24 protein-coding genes are annotated in these 20,823 nt (G+C 60.1%); 19 read left to right on the forward strand and 5 right to left on the reverse strand.

The window, feature by feature from the left end:
• Positions 1 to 46: 46 nt before the first annotated feature.
• The 13 genes from AC0L2O_RS07360 to AC0L2O_RS07420 all read left to right on the forward strand — a co-directional run bounded on the left by AC0L2O_RS07360 (position 47) and on the right by AC0L2O_RS07420 (position 12,106).
• Entirely contained in the window at positions 47 to 700 is a 654-nt protein-coding gene (locus AC0L2O_RS07360; RefSeq protein ID WP_473369234.1) for a cytochrome c3 family protein, read from the forward strand.
• Positions 688 to 3,546: a 4Fe-4S dicluster domain-containing protein gene (locus AC0L2O_RS07365; RefSeq protein ID WP_473369235.1), complete on the forward strand. Its 2,859-nt coding sequence runs from the start codon at positions 688 to 690 to the stop codon at positions 3,544 to 3,546. Before AC0L2O_RS07360 ends, AC0L2O_RS07365 begins: the two co-directional genes overlap by 13 nt.
• A complete protein-coding gene (gene nrfD / locus AC0L2O_RS07370) occupies positions 3,543 to 4,910 on the forward strand; it encodes an NrfD/PsrC family molybdoenzyme membrane anchor subunit (protein WP_473369236.1) in 1,368 nt (455 codons plus the stop codon). The genes AC0L2O_RS07365 and nrfD overlap by 4 nt, the downstream gene beginning before the upstream one ends.
• Positions 4,907 to 5,434: a DUF3341 domain-containing protein gene (locus AC0L2O_RS07375; RefSeq protein ID WP_473369237.1), complete on the forward strand. Its 528-nt coding sequence runs from the start codon at positions 4,907 to 4,909 to the stop codon at positions 5,432 to 5,434. The genes nrfD and AC0L2O_RS07375 overlap by 4 nt, the downstream gene beginning before the upstream one ends.
• Complete coding sequence (locus AC0L2O_RS07380; protein ID WP_473369238.1) at positions 5,431 to 5,958, forward strand: c-type cytochrome; 528 nt, start codon at positions 5,431 to 5,433, stop codon at positions 5,956 to 5,958. Before AC0L2O_RS07375 ends, AC0L2O_RS07380 begins: the two co-directional genes overlap by 4 nt.
• Positions 5,955 to 7,016, forward strand: coding sequence for a hypothetical protein (locus AC0L2O_RS07385; protein ID WP_473369239.1), 1,062 nt, complete (start codon positions 5,955 to 5,957; stop codon positions 7,014 to 7,016). Before AC0L2O_RS07380 ends, AC0L2O_RS07385 begins: the two co-directional genes overlap by 4 nt.
• Positions 7,006 to 7,413, forward strand: a complete 408-nt coding sequence (locus AC0L2O_RS07390) for a hypothetical protein (protein ID WP_473369240.1) — start codon at positions 7,006 to 7,008, stop codon at positions 7,411 to 7,413. The genes AC0L2O_RS07385 and AC0L2O_RS07390 overlap by 11 nt, the downstream gene beginning before the upstream one ends.
• Positions 7,410 to 8,183 carry an SCO family protein gene (locus AC0L2O_RS07395; RefSeq protein ID WP_473282743.1) on the forward strand — a complete coding sequence of 258 codons (774 nt, stop codon included), beginning with the start codon at positions 7,410 to 7,412 and terminating at the stop codon, positions 8,181 to 8,183. Before AC0L2O_RS07390 ends, AC0L2O_RS07395 begins: the two co-directional genes overlap by 4 nt.
• Positions 8,180 to 9,121, forward strand: coding sequence for a cytochrome c oxidase subunit II (gene coxB, locus AC0L2O_RS07400; RefSeq protein WP_473282745.1), 942 nt, complete (start codon positions 8,180 to 8,182; stop codon positions 9,119 to 9,121). Before AC0L2O_RS07395 ends, coxB begins: the two co-directional genes overlap by 4 nt.
• A complete protein-coding gene (locus AC0L2O_RS07405; protein ID WP_473282747.1) occupies positions 9,114 to 10,787 on the forward strand; it encodes a cytochrome c oxidase subunit I in 1,674 nt (557 codons plus the stop codon). The genes coxB and AC0L2O_RS07405 overlap by 8 nt, the downstream gene beginning before the upstream one ends.
• The gene (locus AC0L2O_RS07410; RefSeq protein ID WP_473369241.1) at positions 10,784 to 11,428 is read left to right on the forward strand and encodes a cytochrome c oxidase subunit 3 family protein; all 645 of its coding nucleotides are present in this window, start codon (positions 10,784 to 10,786) and stop codon (positions 11,426 to 11,428) included. The genes AC0L2O_RS07405 and AC0L2O_RS07410 overlap by 4 nt, the downstream gene beginning before the upstream one ends.
• Complete coding sequence (locus tag AC0L2O_RS07415) at positions 11,425 to 11,733, forward strand: cytochrome C oxidase subunit IV family protein (protein ID WP_473369242.1); 309 nt, start codon at positions 11,425 to 11,427, stop codon at positions 11,731 to 11,733. The genes AC0L2O_RS07410 and AC0L2O_RS07415 overlap by 4 nt, the downstream gene beginning before the upstream one ends.
• Before the next feature lie 103 nt (positions 11,734 to 11,836).
• Entirely contained in the window at positions 11,837 to 12,106 is a 270-nt protein-coding gene (locus tag AC0L2O_RS07420) for a DUF6894 family protein (protein WP_473369243.1), read from the forward strand.
• A gap of 452 nt (positions 12,107 to 12,558) precedes the next feature.
• Here the strand turns inward: AC0L2O_RS07420 and AC0L2O_RS07425 are convergent, their stop codons facing one another.
• A complete protein-coding gene (locus tag AC0L2O_RS07425; protein ID WP_473369244.1) occupies positions 12,559 to 13,308 on the reverse strand; it encodes a Crp/Fnr family transcriptional regulator in 750 nt (249 codons plus the stop codon).
• Positions 13,309 to 13,873: 565 nt separating this feature from the next.
• Here AC0L2O_RS07425 and AC0L2O_RS07430 point away from each other — a divergent pair.
• Positions 13,874 to 14,104 carry a hypothetical protein gene (locus AC0L2O_RS07430; RefSeq protein WP_473369245.1) on the forward strand — a complete coding sequence of 77 codons (231 nt, stop codon included), beginning with the start codon at positions 13,874 to 13,876 and terminating at the stop codon, positions 14,102 to 14,104.
• A 215-nt stretch (positions 14,105 to 14,319) separates the two neighbouring features.
• Here AC0L2O_RS07430 and AC0L2O_RS07435 read toward each other — a convergent pair whose 3' ends face one another.
• The 3 genes from AC0L2O_RS07435 to AC0L2O_RS07445 all read right to left on the reverse strand — a co-directional run bounded on the left by AC0L2O_RS07435 (position 14,320) and on the right by AC0L2O_RS07445 (position 17,337).
• Positions 14,320 to 14,535, reverse strand: a complete 216-nt coding sequence (locus AC0L2O_RS07435; RefSeq protein ID WP_473369246.1) for a DUF6894 family protein — start codon at positions 14,533 to 14,535, stop codon at positions 14,320 to 14,322.
• A gap of 397 nt (positions 14,536 to 14,932) precedes the next feature.
• Positions 14,933 to 15,943, reverse strand: a complete 1,011-nt coding sequence (gene cydB, locus AC0L2O_RS07440) for a cytochrome d ubiquinol oxidase subunit II (protein WP_473369247.1) — start codon at positions 15,941 to 15,943, stop codon at positions 14,933 to 14,935.
• Positions 15,940 to 17,337, reverse strand: a complete 1,398-nt coding sequence (locus AC0L2O_RS07445; protein ID WP_473369248.1) for a cytochrome ubiquinol oxidase subunit I — start codon at positions 17,335 to 17,337, stop codon at positions 15,940 to 15,942. The genes cydB and AC0L2O_RS07445 overlap by 4 nt, the downstream gene beginning before the upstream one ends.
• A 346-nt stretch (positions 17,338 to 17,683) precedes the next feature.
• Here AC0L2O_RS07445 and AC0L2O_RS07450 point away from each other — a divergent pair, with 346 nt between their 5' ends.
• Positions 17,684 to 18,223: an RNA polymerase sigma factor region1.1 domain-containing protein gene (locus AC0L2O_RS07450; RefSeq protein WP_473369249.1), complete on the forward strand. Its 540-nt coding sequence runs from the start codon at positions 17,684 to 17,686 to the stop codon at positions 18,221 to 18,223.
• Positions 18,224 to 18,385: 162 nt separating this feature from the next.
• On the opposite strand, the gene AC0L2O_RS07455 is transcribed toward AC0L2O_RS07450, so the two are convergent.
• Positions 18,386 to 18,832 (reverse strand): YybH family protein, encoded by a 447-nt coding sequence (locus AC0L2O_RS07455; protein ID WP_473369250.1) that lies wholly within the window; start codon positions 18,830 to 18,832, stop codon positions 18,386 to 18,388.
• 75 nt (positions 18,833 to 18,907) lie between these two features.
• Between AC0L2O_RS07455 and AC0L2O_RS07460 the strand changes: the two genes are divergently transcribed.
• The 4 genes from AC0L2O_RS07460 to AC0L2O_RS07475 all read left to right on the forward strand — a co-directional run.
• Entirely contained in the window at positions 18,908 to 19,174 is a 267-nt protein-coding gene (locus tag AC0L2O_RS07460; protein ID WP_473369251.1) for a hypothetical protein, read from the forward strand.
• 152 nt (positions 19,175 to 19,326) lie between these two features.
• Positions 19,327 to 19,419 (forward strand): twin-arginine translocation signal domain-containing protein, encoded by a 93-nt coding sequence (locus AC0L2O_RS07465; RefSeq protein ID WP_473369252.1) that lies wholly within the window; start codon positions 19,327 to 19,329, stop codon positions 19,417 to 19,419.
• A gap of 338 nt (positions 19,420 to 19,757) precedes the next feature.
• Positions 19,758 to 20,048, forward strand: coding sequence for a hypothetical protein (locus tag AC0L2O_RS07470; RefSeq protein ID WP_473369253.1), 291 nt, complete (start codon positions 19,758 to 19,760; stop codon positions 20,046 to 20,048).
• 161 nt (positions 20,049 to 20,209) lie between these two features.
• A partial coding sequence (locus AC0L2O_RS07475; protein ID WP_473369254.1) for an ATP-dependent metallopeptidase FtsH/Yme1/Tma family protein occupies positions 20,210 to 20,823 on the forward strand: 614 nt, incomplete at its 3' end.

The raw sequence follows: 20,823 nt of genomic DNA on the forward strand, positions 1-20,823 counted from the left end.
GAATGAGCGGGATTGGCGATGAGATACCGCCAGCCGAGCCAAGCGCATGCAGATTTTCCGCCCAGGCGCTGACACGGTCGCAAAGGTGCTTCTGGCCGCGTGCGGCGCCGCCCCGATCCTTCTGGTCGGGTTAGCCTACAGTATCATGAGCTCGCCTTACGCAACTGGACAAGATGTGACGCGCAACCAGCCCATTCCGTTCAGCCATGAGCATCATGTCGGCGGTTTAGGACTTGATTGCCGCTACTGCCACACCTCGGTCGAAAAGGCACGCTTTGCCGGCCTGCCACCGACCGAGACATGCATGACCTGCCACTCCCAGCTTTGGACAAACGCAAGCATGCTCGCCCCGGTGCGTTCGAGCCTGGCCAGGAATAAGCCGATCGCCTGGCAGCGGGTCAACAAACTGCCCGACTACGTCTACTTCGACCACTCAGTTCATGTCACGAACGGCGTTGGATGCACAACGTGCCATGGCGCCGTCGATCAGATGCCCCTGATGCGCCAAGCGGCGCCCTTGACCATGCAGTGGTGCATCGATTGCCACCGTGCACCCGAAAAAGCGCTGCGTCCCCGCGAGGAGGTGTTCGACACGAAATGGACAGCACCAAAGAACCAGGAGGAGCTCGGCCGCGAGTTGGTGGCAAAATACCATATCCACGTTGATCATCTGACGGACTGCTCGGTATGCCACAGATAGATCAGTTGCCTGTCAAAGTGGTCCCGCGCGTAGCCGGCCCCAAACTGGACCGCCGCCAGGCATTGAGCCTCCTCGCGGCTGGCGTCGCAAGCGGACTGGCGTCTTGCAGCCGCCCCGACGAACAGATCATCCCTTATGTAAGGATGCCGGACCGCCTTGTGCCGGGCGAGCCGATGAAATTTGCGACGACTCTGGCGCTCTCCGGTTACGGGCGCGGAGTGCTCGTAAGTTCCGTCGATGGGCGCCCGATCAAGATCGAAGGCAACCCCAGGCATCCGGCGAGCCTCGGTGCGACTGACGTCTTCATGGAGGCCGCCGTATTGTCGCTCTACGATCCGGACCGCTCACGGACAACGCTTCACGAAGGCGCCCTTGCCCCCGCCGAGGCATTCGGCGCGGCTCTGCTTGGCCAAAACCGACTGCTCAAGCAACGCAGTCGCAAGGGGCTACGACTTCTCACGGGTCGGGTGAGTTCGCCCACGCTGCTGCGACAGATCGACGATCTGCTGGGCCAATTTCCGAACGCTGCGTGGCACGCCTATGACCCCGCCGATGATGTCAGCGCTCGCGCCGGCGCAATGTTGGCCTACGGCCGACACCTCGAGACAGTGCCACACCTCGCGCGCGCGCGCGTGGTGGTGGCGCTTGGTGCCGACCCGCTGGGCCATGGTCCGGACCAACTCCGAAACGCAAAGGGATTTGCCGAGCGCCGTCAGCCGCAGCACGACGGCTTCTCGCGTTTGTACTGCCTTGAGGCGGCCCCAACGCTAACCGGGGCGAAAGCTGATCATCGGCTCGCTCTGCGGCCGGCGATCATCGGGGAAGTGGCGCTCGCGATTGCCAAGTCGCTTGGCGCAGCTGTCCGGGATCCCGCAGTGCCCGACGATTTGAAAGAGCTCGTAGGGAAAATTGCCTCCGATCTTAACTCCAGTCCCGCCAGCTCTATCGTTCTCGCCGGTCCAACCCTTTCTGCCGAAACCCACGCGCTTGTGCATTGGATCAACGCTCGCCTCAATGCGCCGTTGGACCTCATCGATCAAGTAGATCACACGCCTGCCGGGCGCCGGCCGGGAACGCTCGATGAACTGGTTCGCGATTTGGAGGGGGGCGGCGTCGATCAGCTCGTCACGCTCGGCGTCAACCCTGCGTACGACGCTCCTGCCGATCTCAATTTCACCAACGCTTCCGGAAAAGCGGCGTTTCGACTGCACGTTGGCTGCTATGCCGATGAGACCGCAGCGCTTTCGAACTGGCACGTTCCCCTGAGCCATCCACTGGAGGCCTGGTCTGACCTGCGTAGCATCGACGGGACAGCCAGTCTGGTCCAGCCGCTGATCCGGCCGCTATATCGCACCCATACGGAGCACGAGCTCGTTGCGCTTCTCACGAGCGGCGATATGGACTCGCCGCGCGATCTCGTTCGACAGACCTGGCAGGCCCAAGGCGGAGCCGACTTTGAGGCCTGGTGGACACGCGCGCTTCATGATGGTGTCATCGCTGGCAGTGCCGCGGCGCCGGTGCGACCTGCACAGCCCAAGCTACCGCAGATTCCAGAACCTGGTGCCGCGTCCGGATTCCAGGTGGTGTTGCAGGCCGATCCAGGTATTTGGGATGGATCGTTCGCCAACAATGCCTGGCTCCAAGAATGTCCGAAGCCGCTGACGAAACAGGTCTGGGGTAACGCTCTCGCCCTCAACCCCGAAGACGCTCGCCAGCTCGGTGTCTCTGACGGCGAGGTCGTCTCGATCCGATCAGGAGAGGCCACGATCGACGCGCCGGTGCTCATTGAGCCGAGTGCTGCGGTCGGCGTCGGCGCTCTGGCGCTTGGGTATGGCCGCAATCGCGCCGGTGCGATCGGAAACGGCGTTGGAAGCGACGCCAATCGGCTGCGGACCACAAAAGATCCCTGGACCATCACGCAAGCTGTCATCGCAAGGACCGGCCGAAATCAAGAACCGCTCACAACGCAGAACATCGTACGCGCGGCGGACTATGTTTCCGAACTCTACCCGGTGCGGAAACTCGCGGAGGCTGCAAGGACGCTCTCTTCTCCGGAAAAGGAGCACGCTCCGAGTCTGCTGCCGGAGGAAGCGCCTCGCAGCGGGGATGGATACGCTTGGGCCATGGTCATCGACACCTCGCTGTGCATCGGCTGCAATGCATGCGTGGTCGCGTGTCAAGCCGAGAACAATGTGCCCGTGGTCGGTCCGGAGGAGGTCGCTCGTGGTCGGGACATGCACTGGCTGCGGGTGGACGCCTACGATCATGGAACAGTGGCCGATCCGGCGCTCGGTTTCCAGCCGGTCCCGTGCATGCATTGCGAGCACGCCCCGTGCGAGCCCGTGTGCCCTGTCGCCGCTTCGGTTCACGATAGCGAAGGGCTCAACGCACAGGTCTATAACAGGTGCATCGGCACGCGGTTCTGCGAAGCCAACTGCCCCTACAAGGTACGTCGCTTCAATTTCAGGGGGTACGCCGACGGCCAGGAATACGCCAATCTCGGCTTTGAATCCTATCTGGCTCAAAAGAATCCAGAGGTAACCGTACGCGCTCGTGGCGTGATGGAGAAGTGTACTTACTGCGTCCAGCGGATCAGTTCGGCGCGGCGAGCGGCAGAGCGCGAGGATCGGGTAATCGGGACCGACGAAGTGCGTACGGCCTGCCAGAACGCATGTCCGACCAGCGCGATCGTCTTTGGCGATGTCAATCAGAATGGATCGAGCGTTAGTCGGCGCAAATCGGATCCTCGACACTACGCGCTCCTTGGCCACTTGGACACGCGTCCTCGGACCACCTACCTGGCCGACGTTCGCAATCCTCCATCTCTTGATGGTGATGGCAAATGAACGCCGTGCTTGAACCAAATGCGGCCGCGCCCGCCCCATGGGTTTCTTCGTACCGGGCCAGCGATGTCGAGATCACGCAGGCTGTGACGGCGCCTCTGTTTGCAAGGCCGGGAAAATTCTGGTGGATTGCTCTCCTGGTCAGCGCGCCCTTTGTCGCCTGGCTCGTGGCAGCACTCGTCTGGGTGTTTTACGAGGGCATCGGCGTCTGGGGGGTCAATTCCACCGTCGTGTGGGGCGTTGCGATTGCCGACTACGTGTGGTGGATCGGCATCGGCAATGCAGGCACGCTGATCTCGGCAATGCTGCTGCTCACACGGCAGCGATGGCGCGCCTCAATCAACCGGTTCGCCGAGGCCATGACGCTATTTGCGGTCGCCATCGCGGGGCTCATGCCTATCGTGCATCTCGGACGTCCGATCTACGCCTACTGGCTGGCTCCCTACCCCAACACGATGTCGCTGTGGCCGCAGTGGCGAAGCGCGCTCGTTTGGGATTTTTGGGCGATCATCAGCTATTTGCTGTTCTCGATCCTGTTTTGGTACGTCAGCCTTATTCCGGATCTCGCAACCATGCGAGATCGAACCACGTCGCGCACGGGTCAGTTGCTCTACGGCGCATTTGCGCTCGGGTGGAGCGGCTCGGTGCGGCACTGGCGTGCCCTGAGGATCCTTCATACGACCATGGCCGCGCTCGGTGTGCCGCTGGTGTGCTCCGTGCATTCCATCGTCGGGCTCGATTTCGCGGCGAGCTTGATGCCCGGTTGGCAGGAAAGCATATTTCCGCCGTACTTCGTTGTTGGCGCGATGTACTCGGGGTTCGCCATGGTCGTCGTGCTTGCCTTGGCGATCCGCTGGGGCTTCGGACTTCAGGCCATCATTACGCGCAAGCACTTCGACGTCATCGGTCGTGTCTTGCTGATGTCCTCGATCGTGATGGGCTATTCCTACGCAACGGAATGGTTCATGGGATGGTACGGCGGCGCGCGCAGCGACCGCAGTCTCGTGGCCTTCGAGTTTACCGGCGTCTATGCACCCCTGTTCTGGGCTTTACTGAGCTGCAATGTCATCCTGCCCCAGGCGCTCTGGTTTCCTCACGTGCGAAGGTCCTTTGCTGCCCTATTTGCGATTGCGATCGCGATCAACGTCGGGATGTGGCTTGAACGCATTTTGATCGTCTGGAACACACTCTCTCATGGATACATGCCGAGCCTTTGGCGGGTCTTTCACTTCACCATCTGGGACTTGGCGTTCGTCATTGCACCGCTGGGCTTCTTTGCCTTTCTGTTCCTGATCTTCGTGCGACTGATCCCTGCGGTTTCGATGTTCGACATGCGCGAACTCGCACACCGGGAGAACGTGGCATGACTGGGCCTCTCCTGGCGGAATTTCCGGATCCCGCGACTCTGATCGCTGCCGCTCGGAGCCTCAAGGTCCGCTCGGAATTCGGCCTCCTGGATGCTTTCACCCCCTTCCCCGTCGAGGAGCTCGAGCAGATCATCCCCGCCACGCGCTCCGGTATTCGGGCGACGATGCTCTTGGCGGGGTTCTCCACCGCAGCGTTTGCCTTTGCCCTGCAATGGTACAGCGCGGTCGTCGACTATCCCATCAACAGCGGTGGACGTCCCCTGAACTCATGGCCGGTTTTCCTCCTCGTGCCCTTTGAAGTCGGCATTTTCGCAGCCGCCCTCGCCGGGTTCATTGCTCTGCTGTGGTCAACGGGGCTGCCGAAGCTGCACAATCCATTGTTCGACGTTGTCGGCTTCGAGCGGGCTTCGCAGGACCACTATTTCCTGCTCGCGTGCGGAGAGAACGACGAGACGACGCGCGAGCTCCGCCACCTGCTTCGGACGACCGGCGCAACGAGAGTTACGGAAGTGCGTGCACCATGATCGGCCGCCTGGCAATCTTCCTGACCCTGGCGTTGCTGCTTTCCGGCTGCAACGACATCTCGATGACGCAGCAGCGGCGATATGGAACGTTTTCGCGCGCGGCCCTGTTCGAAGACCAGACCGAAGCACAGCCACTGCCGGAGGGCAGCGTGGCGCAAGGAGACATCGAACGTCAAAGGCAAACGCAGCGGCGCCCGCCAATCGACGCGAAGCTGCTCGCGCGTGGCCGCCAGCGCTACGAGATCTATTGTTCTCCGTGCCACGGGTTGTCCGGAACGGGCAACGGAATGATCGTGCAGCGCGGCTTTCCGGCGCCGCCCTCCTACCACGACAGCCGGCTTCGGGCCGCTCCCGCCGAGCACTTTTTCGACGTGATCACCAACGGCTACGGGGTGATGTACTCGTACGCCGCCCGGGTCGATCCAATCGACCGGTGGGCGATCGTGGCCTACATACGGGCGCTCCAGGAATCTCAGGGCGCGAACGTAGCGGATGCTCCCGAGCTACGGAGCAGGCTGCCATGAGCTCCGATGCGACAATCGTTCGCTTCCATAATCTTCGCCGGTTTCGAGCAGTCTCCGGAATTCTGCTGCTGACTGTCGCGGTGATCGTGACAGCGGGATTTAGGACACCAGCCCTCTCTCGGGGGTGGCTGCTCGCGTTCGCCATTTTGAGCTGCGTGCCGATCGGCAGCATGATCTTGTTGCTGATACATTCACTAACCGGCGGCCGATGGGGCACTGTAACGGCCGCAATGTTGAGACCGTCGGCCGCGCTCACCGCGGCGGTTGCCATCGCTTTTCTTCCTATACTAGCGACCTCCAGCCAACTCTACCCCTGGGCACAGGACGGCTCGCAGATCGCCCAGGATGTTGGACGCTGGTACTTGAACTGGGGTTCCTATGTTTTGCGCGCTGCCCTTGCCCTCGGCGGATGGAGCGTCCTCGGGATCACGTTTGCTTTGGGCAAGGGCGGTCGTCTGCTCGCGGGGCTGGGGCTTGCCTTCTACGGCGCCACCATCAGCCTCGTTGCGGTGGACTGGTTTCTGTCTGTCGAGCCGCACTACGTCGAGACTGCCTTTCCGGCGATGATTGCGATCCAGCAGCTCGCAGCGACGCTGGCCTTTGTTGCGCTCCTGACCGCACCCGCCCTGGATGAGTCTGCGGCATCCGATGTCGGCGCGCTGCTGCTCGCGGTCTTGCTGGGCGTCGTCTACCTGGAATTCATGACCTATCTTGTCGCGTGGTACGGCGATCTGCCCGACAAGGCCGCATGGTACCTGAAGCGAAGCTCTCCAGGCTGGACCACAACGATCGTGCTTGCGTTTGCCTTGGGCGCTGCTCTGCCATTCTGCATCTTGATCGTACGCAGGTGTCGGCGGAGCCGCTACGGCCTGCAATCGGCTGGGATATTGGTGCTGCTCGGCACCGTTCTCCACTTTTGCTGGCTGATCGTTCCTGCCTTTGATCAGCAAGGCCCGGTGCTCACCTTTGGCATGGGAGCGCTGGTCGCCTTGGGCGTGAGTGCTTTGCTGATCGGAGGTGCCATCAGTCCCGCTTTGGAGGCTCAGCATGGCCAATGAAGAAATGGGGCGCCGGGCGTTGCCGCAATCGCCGGACGTTGCCACGCGCAACATTCTCATTGCGGTCGGGGGCTATCTCGGTTTCGTGGGCGTGGCCATGATAGCCATCTTTTTTTACGTTAAGGCGGATGCGCCTGCCGCTTTCACGCCGCCTGCCCGACGACAATTCCCGCAGCCCGCCCTCCAAACCGCTCCGGACCAGTATCTCGCCGGAGCATTGCAGAATGAGCGAAAGCCTCTCTCTCAGTACAGCTGGATCGACCAAGGCAGGGGTCTCGCCAGGATACCCATCGATAAGGCCATTGAGATCGTGATTGGCAGAGGCGACCGCGGTTACGATCCTGTCGACAAGTCAAATCCCCCGGCGGCCGAGAACGTCAACGGAGTGCGGCAATGAGAATGCTCGCGCTTGCGGTGCTCATGGCCGTCTGGTCCTCCAGCGCCTACGCCGGTTTAACGAAACAGCAGCTCGACAACGTCGCGCTGGCGCCTCCTGAAGGAGCTCGCGTGCCGATGACGCTTGAGTTCCAGGACATGAATGGCAATGAGACCTCCCTCGGTCACGCGATTGACGGGCGGCCCACTGTGCTGCTGCCTGCGAACTTCACGTGTACCGAAATCTGTGGCCCGGCGCTCACGATTGTTGCGAGCGCGCTGCAGCAGACGGGATTGGCGGCTGGACGCGATTACAGCGTCGTGGTGTTCGGGATCGATGCCGGGGACGATCCGGCCGCAGCGCGCAGATTCGTGGGCGGACAAGTCGGCGGCCCCGGGGTATCGGTTCTAATCGGAAGCCAGACAGCAATCGACCATCTTACGACGACCATCGGGTATCGCTTCGAAACTGATGGCCAAAATAGCGCCGTCGCTCACCCGGCGGCGTTCGTTACCCTTACGCCTGACGGTCACGTTTCGCATGCGTTTTCGAGCCTGGGCTTGCAACCATTCGATCTCAAACTTGGGTTGCTGGAAGCTGGACAGGGAGGGATTGGCGGACTGAGGAGCCGCATAGCCCTACTCTGCTACGGATTCGATCCCGTTCATGGCATCTACACCCGGCGAGTCGACTTCGCCCTGAAGCTAGGCTGCGCATTTACCGTCGTACTTCTTGCGATGGCGATAACCATCATGTGCCGGCGGTCGCGGCGCACCGGGATGATCGCATGAACACGATTTTCACCCTGCCGGAGGCAAGCACGCAGGCTGCTCGTGTCGACGGCATATTTGCCATTCTCGTGGTGGTCTCGGCTCTCACGCTTGCGCTCGTGTTCGGTCTGCTCGTCACATTCGCCATTCGTTATCGTCGGGGTTCCAAGGCCAAACGCGGCCGATTGCCTGAAATCGTGAATCGCGAATTTGAGGTGAGCTGGACAGCCGCGACGTTGTTCCTGTTCGCATTTCTATTCTGGTGGGCGGCCTCTGCCGACGTAGGCGCCCTCACAGCTCCGGCAAACGCGCTGGAGGTGCATGTTCTCGCAAAACAATGGATGTGGAAGACGCAGCATTCGAACGGTGCTCGCGAGATAAACGAGCTCCATGTTCCGATTGGAAAGCCGGTGCGTCTTGTCATGAGCTCGCAGGACGTCATTCACTCGTTCTTCGTGCCTGCTTTTCGCATCAAACAGGACGTTCTGCCCGGGCGCAACACAGAGATCTGGTTCAAGGCGACCAAACTCGGGGTTTTTCCGCTGTTTTGTGCCGAGTATTGCGGCACCGATCACTCGGCAATGCGCGGCCGGGTCACGGTAATGGGCGAGGACGAGTACGCGCGATGGTTGAGCCGACAGCCGGAAGGCGATGATCTGGGTCACCTCGGCGCGAAACTGTTCGTGTCCCAAGGCTGCTCGGGGTGCCACGCAGGATCGTCCAGCGTGCATGCCCCCAAGCTCGACGGGCTTTACGGTCGGACAGTCCAGTTGTCGGACGGCCGGCAGGTGAAAGCAGACGATGCCTATATCCGGGATTCAATCCTCCAGCCGAGGCGCGACGTTGTGGCGGGGTTCGAACCGATCATGCCGAGCTTTGCGGGGTTGCTCGACGATGGAGAGGTACAAAGTCTGACCGCATACATTCGCTCTCTCGGACAGGAGCAAGATCATGAGTGACGTCGTGCTCGCCGGCGAACTGCCTTTCCCGCAGCGACCGGACTATCTGGGGGCCGGGAGCACGCTGCGATCCTGGCTCACCACCACCGACCATAAGCGCATCGCCATTCTCTATGCGGTCACGATCACCGTCTTCTTCTTCATGGGCGGGGCCGCGATCACGGCAGTCCGCCTCGAGCTGTTCGTGCCGAACGGATGGTTTCTGACCTCCGACACCTATAATCGGCTATTCTCGTTCCACGGTATCATCATGGTCTGGTTCTTCCTGGTGCCGTCGATCCCGAACACGTTCGGCAATTTCCTGATGCCGCTGATGATCGGAGCGCCTGATGTCGCCTTTCCGCGCCTCAACCTGTTCAGCTGGTACCTGACCCTGGTTGGCGGGGCATTTGCCGTCTACACTCTCATAGCCGGAGGCGTCGATACCGGTTGGACGTTCTACACCCCGTTCTCGACGATGTTCTCCAATACGCACGTTCTCACCGCCGCGGCTGCGGTGTTCGTCGTGGGCTTCGCGAGCATCGCAACGGGTGTGAACTTCATCGCGACGACGCACATGTTGCGCGCTCCCGGTATGACCTGGTTCAGGCTGCCACTGTTCGTGTGGTCGATCTATGCCACCTCGATCGTCATGGTGCTGTCGACTCCTGTGCTCGCGATTTCGCTCATGCTGGTGATAGCAGAGCGTTGGTTGGGGCTGCCCATCTTCGATCCCACACGCGGGGGCGATCCCATTCTCTTCCAGCACCTGTTCTGGTTCTACTCTCACCCGGCGGTCTACATCATGGTGCTCCCGGCTATGGGAGTGGTGTCGGAGATCATTCCCTGCTTCGCCCGACGCCGGCTCTTCGGTTACGACTTCATGGTCTACGCCATCATTGCCATTGCTGGGATCGGCTTCTTCGTCTGGGGACACCATATGTTTGTGTCGGGGCAATCGCCATATGCGAGCCTTATCTTCTCGTTCCTTTCCTTCGTCATTGCGGTGCCTTCGGCGATCAAGGTCTTTAATTGGACGGCCTCGCTCTATCGCGGACAGATCAGCTTCAATTCGCCAATGCTCTATGCACTCGGTTTCGTGGGATTGTTCACGACTGGAGGACTATCAGGGCTGTTTCTGGCTTCGATCCCGGTCGACGTCCACGTAACCGATACTTACTTTGTCGTTGCGCATTTTCATTACATCATGGTCGGCGGTTCGGTGTCCGCGTTCTTCGGTGCCCTGCACTTCTGGTGGCCAAAGATCACCGGGAAAATGTACCCGGAATCCTGGGCACAGTTTGCCGCCATCACGATGTATTTCGGCTTCAATATGACTTTCCTGCCGCAATTTTTCGCCGGGTATCTCGGAATGCCACGGCGCTATCACACCTACCCGGCGGAGTTCCAGCTGTACAACGTTATGTCATCGGCCGGCGCCGCCGTTCTCGCCGCCGCTTATCTGCTTCCGCTGATGTACCTGACCTGGTCCCTTCTTCATGGCAAGCGCGCACCGAGCAATCCCTGGGGCGCCACCGGGCTGGAGTGGACGACGTCCTCGCCGCCGCCGCCGAACAACTTCGATATCCAGCCGCTTGTCGACCGTGGCCCTTATCAATATCACGCCGAACGAGAGTCGGCCGGTACCGACGCCCCAGAAGTTCAGAACGCCAGGTCGCTACGATGACGGACGCAACCGCACTGCTTCGAGAACCCTGGGAGCACTTCGAGCGCCAGCAACGGGCGGGAAAGTTCGGAATCTGGGTCTTCCTCGCAAGCGAGACCCTGTTCTTCGGAGCACTTATGCTCACCTATGCGGTCTGCCGGGTCGAGCACCCGGAGGCGTTTGCCGCAGCGGGGCGCGCCACAAACATCTGGTTTGGCACGATCAACACCGCCATCCTGCTTACGAGCAGTCTCACCATCGCGGTCGCGTCGGAGGCTGCGGCCCAGAGCGAACGCTCCCGCACTCTCGTCCTCACCTGCCTCGGCCTGACTGCGGCGCTCGGACTTTCGTTCATTGTCGTGAAGGGGTTCGAATACAAGGAGGACATCGACAAACATCTGATCCCTGGAGCGGGCTTTGCGCTGTCACAGGCAGCCGCGCAGCTTTTCTATGGTCTGTATTGGCTGGTTACCGGGGTGCATGCGATCCATCTCACGATCGGCATCGTGCTTGTCGTCAGGCTGATTGTGCTTGGAGCAACCAGGCGAATTCGCCTGCGCGAGAATCCCGAAATAGAAGTCACCGCGCTCTATTGGCATCTCGTCGATATCGTCTGGATCTTTCTGTATCCGCTCATCTATTTGCCAGGGAGAGCCTCATGACCGGAAATCGATCGCATCCAAGCCGTTCGTCAGCTCTATGGGTCAAGAACGGGATCATCTGGCTCGCACTTCTCGCTTTGCTCTTACTGAGCATGTTCCTGGCTTACATTCCTATGGGTCCCGTCACCGTCGCGTCGGGAATTATTGTCGCGGTCATTAAATCGAGCTTGGTTGTGGTGTTTTTCATGGAGCTCATCCAAGCTCGCGCACTGGTCAGGCTTGCCGCCGTCTCCGGCTTGATCTTTCTCGCGGCCATGTTCTTGCTTACTTTTGCAGATGTGCTGACCAGAACAGGGAAGATCTAGCCCCGCCAAACAAAGCCGGTGCTCCAGCGTACCATTCTGACGAACGGCTGGCGGGCGGCCACGTTCTAGTCGCCGAGAGCGAACCGTTGGTTTTTGATCCGCCATGCAGCGCTATTTCTTCGACCAATGCGAGGGCCTCAAGGTGAGGCTGGATCACGTGGGCATGGTGCTCCCGAACGAGGCTGCGGCCCGACAGGAAGCCTTGTGTGAGCTGGCCGAGGCTTTTAGCGAGGCCATCCTGACCGACACAGGCGCGCATCCTGTAATTCGGATCAGGAACGAGCAACGCGTCCTCGATACGGTAAGTAGTCTCCGCCCAGAGGGACCGAGCTTCATGACTCGGGGGAGTCGCCTTCCTGCTTCCAGCCGGTAGTCCGGCTCGATCCACGGGCGGCGCCGAATTTTACCCCGTTTGGCCGAAACCCATCGCCAGGCGTTCTTCGCGCGTCCGAGTCGAACATCCGCCGCCTGAATGCTGGCCAGGCAGAGCCGGCTGATGCGGCTGGGGCCATTCAACAGGCGATGTAGATCTTCGAAGGGCCCGCGTTGCGGCTGCAGCGCTCCTTACGCCAAAGACGCTCGTCGGCTTGCCCAACGTGCGCGATTTGAGCGCGCACCGGCTCCAGTCCGTGCGACGTATCCACCACGAAATCGGCACGCTTGCGCTTTTCGGCGTCAGGTGCGCGATCTCGCCGGCCAGACTCATGAGCTCAATTCGGCACTAGCCCCCAGATGAACGCACGAGGCGCGTGCAACTTCTTCTGCTCGCCGGGTGCTCTACCTCCAAATTCGGCCTCGCCTGAAGCATGGCATAGCGGGCATTAGCTACAAGCACCGTCCGACACTCGTGAGCTGACGGACGTACTCGCGGTGAATCAGCTGGAAGCAGGCACATGAGGTCTGCCGAAGGAGGTCGGGGTTCGTGATCTCGATGTGCCCGCGATGCGTGCTGATGACGCCCTGATCCTCGAGCTCGCTCAGGCACTCAGTTACGCTCGCGCGCCTCACACCTAGTAACCTACTGAGGACATCGTGCGTGAGCGGCAAATCGTGAGAGTCCAAACCTTGGCTCGCCACCAGTAGCCACCGTGCGAGCCGCTGCTTAACCGAATGGACTGCGTTGCAAACCCCCGCCTGAGAGGTTTGCACCATAACAACCGCAAGGTAACGATGAAGAACTTGACGGAAAGTCGGAAGCCGATCTGCCAGTTCAAGGAAGTCGGGAGCGGAAAGGCGCAATGCGGAACCGCCCACCTGCACAACACGGCGGTGCGGTGCCGCCTGAGCTCTGCCCGTCAGTAGAAGAATCGCGCCGACGGCGCCTTCACTGCCGATGAGCCACGCTTCCACGTATTCGTTCTCCCCCACGTTCCCGCCGACGGAAACCAGACCGTCTGTCAGGAAGTAGACGTGCTCGAGGGGGGAGCGCCAATGATGAAGGATTTGCCGAGGGCGAAGCCGCACCCGCTCCGCCCTGGACTTGATGGATACGAGTTCCTCTTCGGGAAGCAACGCGAGCAGCCGGTTCTGCTTCACCGAAGCGGTCGCCTTCGTCCACATTGCTCCTTCGTTCAAGGCGTCCCTCCGAGCACAACTATAGGACCTTTCCCGCCGACGATGATTCCTCACATCCGCTCCGAGCGCAAGCCCGGGTGATTTCCGCGGATCGGCTACGTTCCTGTCGGCCAAGTTTCATACAAGATCGCCGCTGTCGCCTGGCAACTGAAGTTCTGTGGGATTGCGGTTTGTTAATAAAGTCCCCTCTGCCCGCGAGACTTGGCGCAAGCGAGGCGGAAGGAGAGCTCCCTGACCTAATGCAGGCGAGTTTTTGGAATCTGTCGGCGGTCTCCGTCGAGCCGAGGGCTGCCGCCAGACTCTAGACGCAATCGATGTTCCTACTAGTCTCGTCAGCTGACGCGCTCGCTCCGAACATCTCCAGTCCATCCACTCTGCCTGGCATCATTGTGCGGCATGCGTCGCGCCTAACACGCGTTGTATGCACGGCGTCGTACCAAGTTTGGAGCTGGAGGCAGGACATAGCTCCGTTTCGCTGGTATGTAGTCATTCAAGCGAACGGGCAAAGCTGGAGCTGAATGTTCGCGCCCTCCAACGGTTCAGAACGATCTAGAGTGAGGCTACGATGTTGATCGACACCCAAATCGCGGACCAGATGCAGGAGGCAATTGATGCGACGTTTCGATCTCTGCCCGACATCTATAAGACGGAAGAAGTCAAGCTGGAGATCGCGCGCGTTGTTGCGTTCAGCACGCGCCCCTATCAAACGGCCGCACGACAAGCTGTCGTTCGGATGTTCGCGACCCTCGATCGCGCGGTGAGGAATCGCAGGAAGTTGGCCAACCTTCGAAACTAGTTGAACCGAGCTCTGAGCAACCTGGCCAGAGTGCCGGTCGAATGCTGGACAAATAAGCGGTGGGCGAACGGTGTGATTGCAGCTCGTTGTAAGCTGTCTTGCTTTGTAAGCTGTCTTTTTTGCTCCTCAGAGGGCCTCATGAAATACAAGGAGAGTGACGACCTACTTTGGGTTTCTTCAACGACGCACGGTGGATAACCGCTAATCGATGCCGATCAGCCAAGGCGTGCAGTATCGACCGTGATGTCAAACAGCGGCCCTCTAGGCCCGCGCACTGAAAGGCGCCAATGCTGCCCAGGATCGAGATTGCTTTCGAGCGTCCTTAGAGTCCGCAGCGCTTCACGCCATGCTGCATTGTCGTCCGGCAGCTCTTCACCGTCGTGGTCCCTGAAAGGTCTGTGGTTGTCGATATGGAAGAAATATCGCGGCACAACATTGATCCTCGCTCAGGTTAGCATGTGAAAAACACGGACCAGACCAAATCCGGCGTTTCGCGGTGGAGCGTCATAATCATACCACAGCTAAGACGCGAGCTGAATTCGAGCGGTTTGGAATTCGGTACGGTCGCGGACAAAAAGCCTCCGATCACTCTTCGCCCAGGACAAACGAGCTGCACGCCTTTTCCGGGCAACTCTTGTTCGAATAGATTTTGCGGATTTCCGCGCGCAAACCTGACTAGCGCACGGTGCCCTCTTTCGGCAACACTAGGTCTCGGTGAAAGCCAGAGTTTCAGCGCAAGGGAGACTACGGTTACGCTTGCGAGGCCGAGGAGCCAGAGTGTTGCGAACCACAACAGACGGCGTGCAACCGGATATGGATGTACTGGCCTCAATGATATCCGCCTTCCGGATTTACCTTGCCGCGAAATATCCAGTAGGCCCATGCGCTGTAGCCGATGATCAAAGGCAGAAGCACCACAGCGCCTACAAGAACAAAGGACTGGCTATTTTCCGGTGCCGCGGCATCCCAGATCGTGATGCTCTGAGGCACGACGTATGGGTACATGCTGGTTCCCAACCCGGCGTAGGACAGTATGAAAAGCGACAGCGCCAAAAAGAAAGGTGGGTACTCGTGTCGTTTCGCCAGAGTTCTCAGCAACAAAGCGGTCGCGCCGGCGACGGCAAGGGGCACCCACGCGGTCAGAAGTAAGTTCGGCCAAGCGAACCAGCGCTCTGCATAGTGCAAGCCAAGAAAGAGCGTCGCGACGCTCACGGTGGAGATGGCGCCCACCAGGAGAAACACCAGCGGCGAACTCAGCCGGTACGCCTTCTGTTGAACTTTCCCCCCGGTCTTCATCACCAGCCACGTTGCGCCCAAAAGGGCATAGCCGACGACCAGCGACGCACCCGTTAACAGGCTGAATACGCTCAACCAGTCCCACCACCCTCCGGCGTACTGCCGGCCCTGCACAGATATACCTTGGAGGATCGCACCGAGCGCAATGCCTTGCGCAAGTCCCGCCGTCAATGATCCGACAAAGAATGCATGCTCCCAAAACCTGCGGCTGGCGGGCGAACGCCACCGGAATTCAAACGCGACGCCGCGTAGGACCAGACCAACCAGCATGGCAATCAATGGCGTGTAAAGCGCTGGCATCAGAACGGAATAAGCCAGCGGAAACGCAGCCATGAGGCCACCGCCGCCCAGGACCAGCCACGTTTCGTTACCGTCCCAAACCGGAGCAACGCTATTCATGATTACATCCCGCTCGTTCTCCTCTGGAAAGAACGGGAACAGGATGCCGAGCCCAAGGTCGAACCCGTCCATCACAATGTAAACAAACACCGCAAACGCGATGATGAAGCCCCAGATCGTGGCGAGCTCGACAGACGCCGTCATGAGCGCGAAGCTCTAGCAGCAGCTGGGGCTGGGGTAATCCCTGAGGCCCGCGCACGAATGTGGGCGGGCGGCCCCTGCTCTCCGGGGCTCGGCGGCGAGGCCATGAGTCTCAGGATGTACATCACACCCGCCGCGAAAACGACGAAGTAGACAATCACGAAGGCGATTAGCGATGAGGCAACAGCTGGTGAGGCAAGTGGGGAAACAGAATCTGACGTTCGCAGCAGTCCATAGACCGTGAATGGCTGCCGGCCGGTCTCCGTCGTCACCCAACCTGCAATGACCGCGATAAAACCGGCCGGGCCCATCGCGACGGCAAACACGTGAAGCGCACGCGAGCTGTAGAGCCTCCCCCGCCAACGCAGCCATGCACTCAGCAGGCCGAGTGTAGCCATGAGAACGCCCAGCCCGACCATGAGACGGAAAGCCCAGAAGGTGATCGGGACCGGCGGCCAGTCTTGGCGCGGAATTGTGTCCAGACCTTTCATCGGAGCGTCCAGCGAATGCTGAAGGATCAGAGACCCGAGCTTTGGGACTTCAAGTGGGTAGTCGATCTTACCCTTCGCTAGACTTGGCAAGCCGAACAGCACAAGCGGAGCGCCATGATCGTAGCTCCGGAAATGACCCTCGATGGCCATGATCTTCGCTGGTTGGTGGACCAGCGTATTAAGGCCGTGCTGGTCTCCAGCGACCATCTGGATCGGCGCGACCACCGTGGCCATCCACATGGCCATCGAGAACATCAAGCGAGAGGTCGCAAGTTGACTGCCGCGGACCAGATGGTAGGCACCCACGGCCCCCACCACGAGCGCCGTCGTGAGGTAAGCTGCCAATACCATGTGCACAAACCGGTACGGAAATGACGGGTTGAAGATGACCTGCAACCACTCCTTCGGAATGAACTGTCCGGCATCATTGATTGCATAGCCAGTGGGCGTCTGCATCCAGGAGTTCGCCGCCAGTATCCAAAAGGCCGAGGTAAGGGTACCGCACGCGACCATTAAGGTGGCCAGGAAATGCAGCCAAGGGCCGACCCGTTGCAGCCCGAAGAGCATGACGCCAAGAAACCCTGCTTCCAAAAAGAACGCAGTCATGACCTCATACGCCATCAACGGCCCAATCACGGCTCCGGCTTTGTCCGAAAAGACCGACCAGTTCGTGCCGAACTGGTAGGACATCACGACTCCCGAAACCACGCCCATTCCGAACGCCACAGCGAATATTTTGAGCCAGTAGTGGAAGAGGTTGATGAAGACGGCGCGTCCGGTCCAAAGCCAGCCCGCCTCAAGGACCGCGAGATAACTCGCCAACCCTATCGAAAAGGCGGGAAAGACAATGTGAAACGACATGGTGAACGCAAACTGCGCCCGCGCCAGAACTACTGGGTCAAACATAGTCACCGTCTATTCTGATCATTCTGGTGCGGAGAGCGCTCTCCTGAAACGAGCCGCCATTTGCATCGTTACTATTCAGTCCGACAAAGCTTGGTGCGTTAGCGTACCGAATCTCTGCCCCCTTTCCTCAGACGGCGCGAACACCTCACTCTGGGTGCCATCAGCACGACGCGCTGGGGCGCACCTTTGGTCGGTTTCGTGGTGCCTCGAGTGAAAAGCAGCAAGCGTGGAGCGAGGCTGCGGGCGGCATGCCCCGGGGTTGAGGAAGTTCCGAACTTCCGCCCGCTCAGTAAATACGCTCCGTCCGGTGTTCAGGGCTTCGGCCATACGGCAGGCGCAGCTGTTGGTGCCAACCGCCGTCATCCTCACGCTCATGGACCTTGTGCTCGCCGCCCTGGAACTGGCTGCTCGATTCACGATGCTCGTGCTGGCTAGAAGGGGTAAGTGCCTCTGCACATTCGTCCTCCACCGTACCGTTACGACGAACGACTCGCTCCGGGGCGGCGCTGTACCTGCCAACGTCGACATTGCTGCCCCTTTCAGACGCATGAACCTCTCATCCGCCAACGGCTCTCAATCACGAAAGGGCCTGCTTCGGGATCTCGCGGCCTTGGGCCAACTCCGGGGTGCATTGACGGTTGAGGAGATTCGAGAGGCGCTACCAATCGATCGCATGAATGAGGAGGAGGTCGCAAGAATGATCGCCTATCTTGAAGAAAAAGGCATCGAGATAGTGGTGGCCCGAAATTCCCGGGAGGTTCGGCCAACGCTCCCGCGAAGCACGTTTCCAGCATCCCTCGGCGGAGCCGGTCAACACGGTCTCGCCACCAAGCGACGGCTCGAACCAGCTGGCGCGCAGTCCACCAGAACAACCGCTTCGGCGTAGGTATTTCGGCCGCTCCCGGGCAGCCACTGCGGCTGTTGTGTTGGCCTACGCGATCGTTTGCGTATTGGCCGCCATTCGATCAATTTCGGTCTGCGGCCCGAATAGCCTCGGGCCGGGCCGGCTGGTGACCGCGCTGAGCGTCGCCGCCTCACGAACTAGTAGTCATTTAGGTGGGGGGCTTTTGGGGAGGCCCGTGAGCATTCTGATTTTCCACCCGCCGCCGTCGCGAACGTATGTTGCCGTCCAAAGCCCCGTCTCGCTAATGAGTGCACCGGATGCAGCTCTTCCGCTCGTCTGATACTCACCGATTCCGATCATAGCGTCGACACCAACCGTCGCTGCCTGCTTCACCGTGACCTCTATCCGCTCGATACCCGCTTTAAAGGCCTCAGCATAGAACTGAGCAACATCAGTGTGTGCGCCTGTAGGGTTCACGAACACTCCGTCTTTGGTGAAAAGAGCGCCTATCCCAGCACTGTTTTGCTTGTCAAAGTTTTCTGTAAAAGAAACAGCGATTTTGACGACCTCCTGATTGCTCTGATCATCTGCAGCAGTTGCAGGGGAGACGAGTGAAGCCAGGATCAAAAAGAAGGCGTAAGACAATCGCATGGCGCTTCTCCTGAATTTAGAAAACGGCCGCCCGCTCGGCGGCGGCAGAGCCTATCACGGGCAACAGAAAAAGAATTGACGACGAAGGGCTTTGACTCAGTTTTGATGAAGTTCAAGCGCCGGCTGGCGTTGGTTTCACAAATGAACAAGGGCAGCGCCCGCTGCAATCGTTACCTCGACGCCTGTCATTTCTCTCCCGCCTCCGCCATTTCTTCCGGGAAGCAACGTATCGCAAGGCGGGCCGGCAAACGCTATGACTGCCAGAATGGACGAACCCACCGTTCGGTAGGCGACATGCTTTCATTTGGCGGGAGCGCGACCACCTTGCAACAGAGTGGTTGACGGATAACTTTGCTTGCCGCAGCTCAACTTTGAGCTTTAGATGACAGCTGGGCTTAGGAGCTGCCACAGGCAGTGTCGCCGCTAAACAACTCCCTTTCGCGCGTGTCCAACTGCTGCGCAGAAGCGCCGGTCAGCCCCGGCGGGGAGAGCCGATGAGACTGTCTCGACGAGAATTCGTCGCCGCCGCCGCAACGGCCTCGGCAACGCTCATCACCGCTCCCACGCCTTTGGCAAGCTCACTATAGATTTCTGGGTCACTGAGTACCGGCAGCGAACAACGCGGCAACGGATCTCGTCAGGGAATGGACAGAGAGGGAAGAGCTAGAGGTTCAGATCGACTATATCACGAGCGAAGGCAACAAGCTGCTTCTAACCAGCCAAGTCGAGGCACAAGCGAAAACCGGTGAGGGACGAGCAAGATCGAGGCCTCGGGCATCGACCCCCCAGCTCTCACTTGCGAGAGACTTGAACTCGCCTCGGCCGGTTCTACTTGAAGACTCAAGCCGGACAGCGTTCGGCGACACGGAACCACAAGAGGGAAAGCATCGCGCGCACGGCGCGGAAAACTGGTTGAGGAAAGGACATGAGAAAGCTTGCTCTTGCAATTGCCGCGGCAGCAACGCTCCTCATCGGATCGGTTGCGCCGGCTTCGGCTCAATGGCGTCATCATCGCTGGGGCGGTCCTGGAATTGGCCCCGGGCTTGCTCTCGGGCTGTTTGCGGGAACATTGGCCGCCGCGGCCGCGCCGCCGGTCTATGACGCACCCCCGATCTATGTTGAACCGTATGGCCCGCCACCCTATTACGTCGGTCCGCGATATCGGGTGGTCCGCTACTATCCGCCGGTCTATCCCGGCTGGTACGGCTGGTGGTGAGAAGAAAGGCCCGGTTTCAACCGGGCCTTTTTGCGTCACAGGACGCTTCGCGCCTGCGCAAGCGCGTTCCGGCGTGGCGCATCGCACGCCGTGAAACCAAGCTCGCCGTCTCTGGTTGTTCCCGGGGCTTGCGCTGCGGCGCCGGTAATTCGAGCTTTGGCATGACCAAGAACACCCGCTTCAACGTGGCGTATGCCATCTTCGCGATCTTCGCGCTGTTCTTCATCCAGTACGTCATCCTTACGGCGAACAGGATCGCCGTGATCCCCTACAGCCAGTACCAGCAGCTGCTTCGCGACGGCAAAGTCGACAGTGTCGGCATTTCCGATCGCACCGTGCAGGGCACCCTGAAGGAGCCGTTGCCCGGCGGAAAGAAGCAATTCGTGACCACGCGGGTCGACCAGGACGTCGCGCAGGAGCTTGAAAAATATCACGTCCGCTTCACCGGACAAATCGAGAGCACCTTCCTGCGCGACCTGCTCTCGTGGCTCATGCCGGTGCTGCTGTTCTTTGGCATCTGGTGGTACATCGGCCAGCGCGTCGCACAGAGCGGTGGTCTCGGCGGCGGGCTGATGCAGATCGGCAAGAGCAAGGCCAAGATCTATGTCGAGGCCAATACCGGCATCACCTTCGCCGACGTCGCCGGCGTCGATGAAGCCAAGGACGAGCTTCGCGAGGTCGTCGACTTTCTGAAGAACCCCACCGATTACGGACGGCTTGGCGGCCGCATGCCGAAAGGCGTGCTGCTGGTCGGGCCGCCCGGCACCGGCAAGAC

The organism is Bradyrhizobium sp. Kon10 (assembly GCF_055807395.1).

What these genes read in the sequence shown, in the direction of transcription:
- AC0L2O_RS07430 (WP_473369245.1), top strand. Translation starts at nt 13,874, where the DNA reads ATGTTGATCGACACCCAAATCGCGGACCAGATGCAGGAGGCAATTGAT.
- AC0L2O_RS07395 (WP_473282743.1), top strand. Translation starts at nt 7,410, where the DNA reads ATGAGAATGCTCGCGCTTGCGGTGCTCATGGCCGTCTGGTCCTCCAGC.
- AC0L2O_RS07380 (WP_473369238.1), top strand. Translation starts at nt 5,431, where the DNA reads ATGATCGGCCGCCTGGCAATCTTCCTGACCCTGGCGTTGCTGCTTTCC.
- AC0L2O_RS07375 (WP_473369237.1), top strand. Translation starts at nt 4,907, where the DNA reads ATGACTGGGCCTCTCCTGGCGGAATTTCCGGATCCCGCGACTCTGATC.
- AC0L2O_RS07390 (WP_473369240.1), top strand. Translation starts at nt 7,006, where the DNA reads ATGGCCAATGAAGAAATGGGGCGCCGGGCGTTGCCGCAATCGCCGGAC.
- AC0L2O_RS07465 (WP_473369252.1), top strand. Translation starts at nt 19,327, where the DNA reads ATGAGACTGTCTCGACGAGAATTCGTCGCCGCCGCCGCAACGGCCTCG.
- AC0L2O_RS07420 (WP_473369243.1), top strand. Translation starts at nt 11,837, where the DNA reads ATGCAGCGCTATTTCTTCGACCAATGCGAGGGCCTCAAGGTGAGGCTG.
- AC0L2O_RS07470 (WP_473369253.1), top strand. Translation starts at nt 19,758, where the DNA reads ATGAGAAAGCTTGCTCTTGCAATTGCCGCGGCAGCAACGCTCCTCATC.
- AC0L2O_RS07360 (WP_473369234.1), top strand. Translation starts at nt 47, where the DNA reads ATGCAGATTTTCCGCCCAGGCGCTGACACGGTCGCAAAGGTGCTTCTG.
- AC0L2O_RS07445 (WP_473369248.1), bottom strand. Translation starts at nt 17,337, where the DNA reads ATGTTTGACCCAGTAGTTCTGGCGCGGGCGCAGTTTGCGTTCACCATG.
- cydB (WP_473369247.1), bottom strand. Translation starts at nt 15,943, where the DNA reads ATGACGGCGTCTGTCGAGCTCGCCACGATCTGGGGCTTCATCATCGCG.
- AC0L2O_RS07410 (WP_473369241.1), top strand. Translation starts at nt 10,784, where the DNA reads ATGACGGACGCAACCGCACTGCTTCGAGAACCCTGGGAGCACTTCGAG.
- AC0L2O_RS07455 (WP_473369250.1), bottom strand. Translation starts at nt 18,832, where the DNA reads ATGCGATTGTCTTACGCCTTCTTTTTGATCCTGGCTTCACTCGTCTCC.
- AC0L2O_RS07385 (WP_473369239.1), top strand. Translation starts at nt 5,955, where the DNA reads ATGAGCTCCGATGCGACAATCGTTCGCTTCCATAATCTTCGCCGGTTT.
- AC0L2O_RS07405 (WP_473282747.1), top strand. Translation starts at nt 9,114, where the DNA reads ATGAGTGACGTCGTGCTCGCCGGCGAACTGCCTTTCCCGCAGCGACCG.
- AC0L2O_RS07415 (WP_473369242.1), top strand. Translation starts at nt 11,425, where the DNA reads ATGACCGGAAATCGATCGCATCCAAGCCGTTCGTCAGCTCTATGGGTC.
- coxB (WP_473282745.1), top strand. Translation starts at nt 8,180, where the DNA reads ATGAACACGATTTTCACCCTGCCGGAGGCAAGCACGCAGGCTGCTCGT.
- AC0L2O_RS07365 (WP_473369235.1), top strand. Translation starts at nt 688, where the DNA reads ATGCCACAGATAGATCAGTTGCCTGTCAAAGTGGTCCCGCGCGTAGCC.
- nrfD (WP_473369236.1), top strand. Translation starts at nt 3,543, where the DNA reads ATGAACGCCGTGCTTGAACCAAATGCGGCCGCGCCCGCCCCATGGGTT.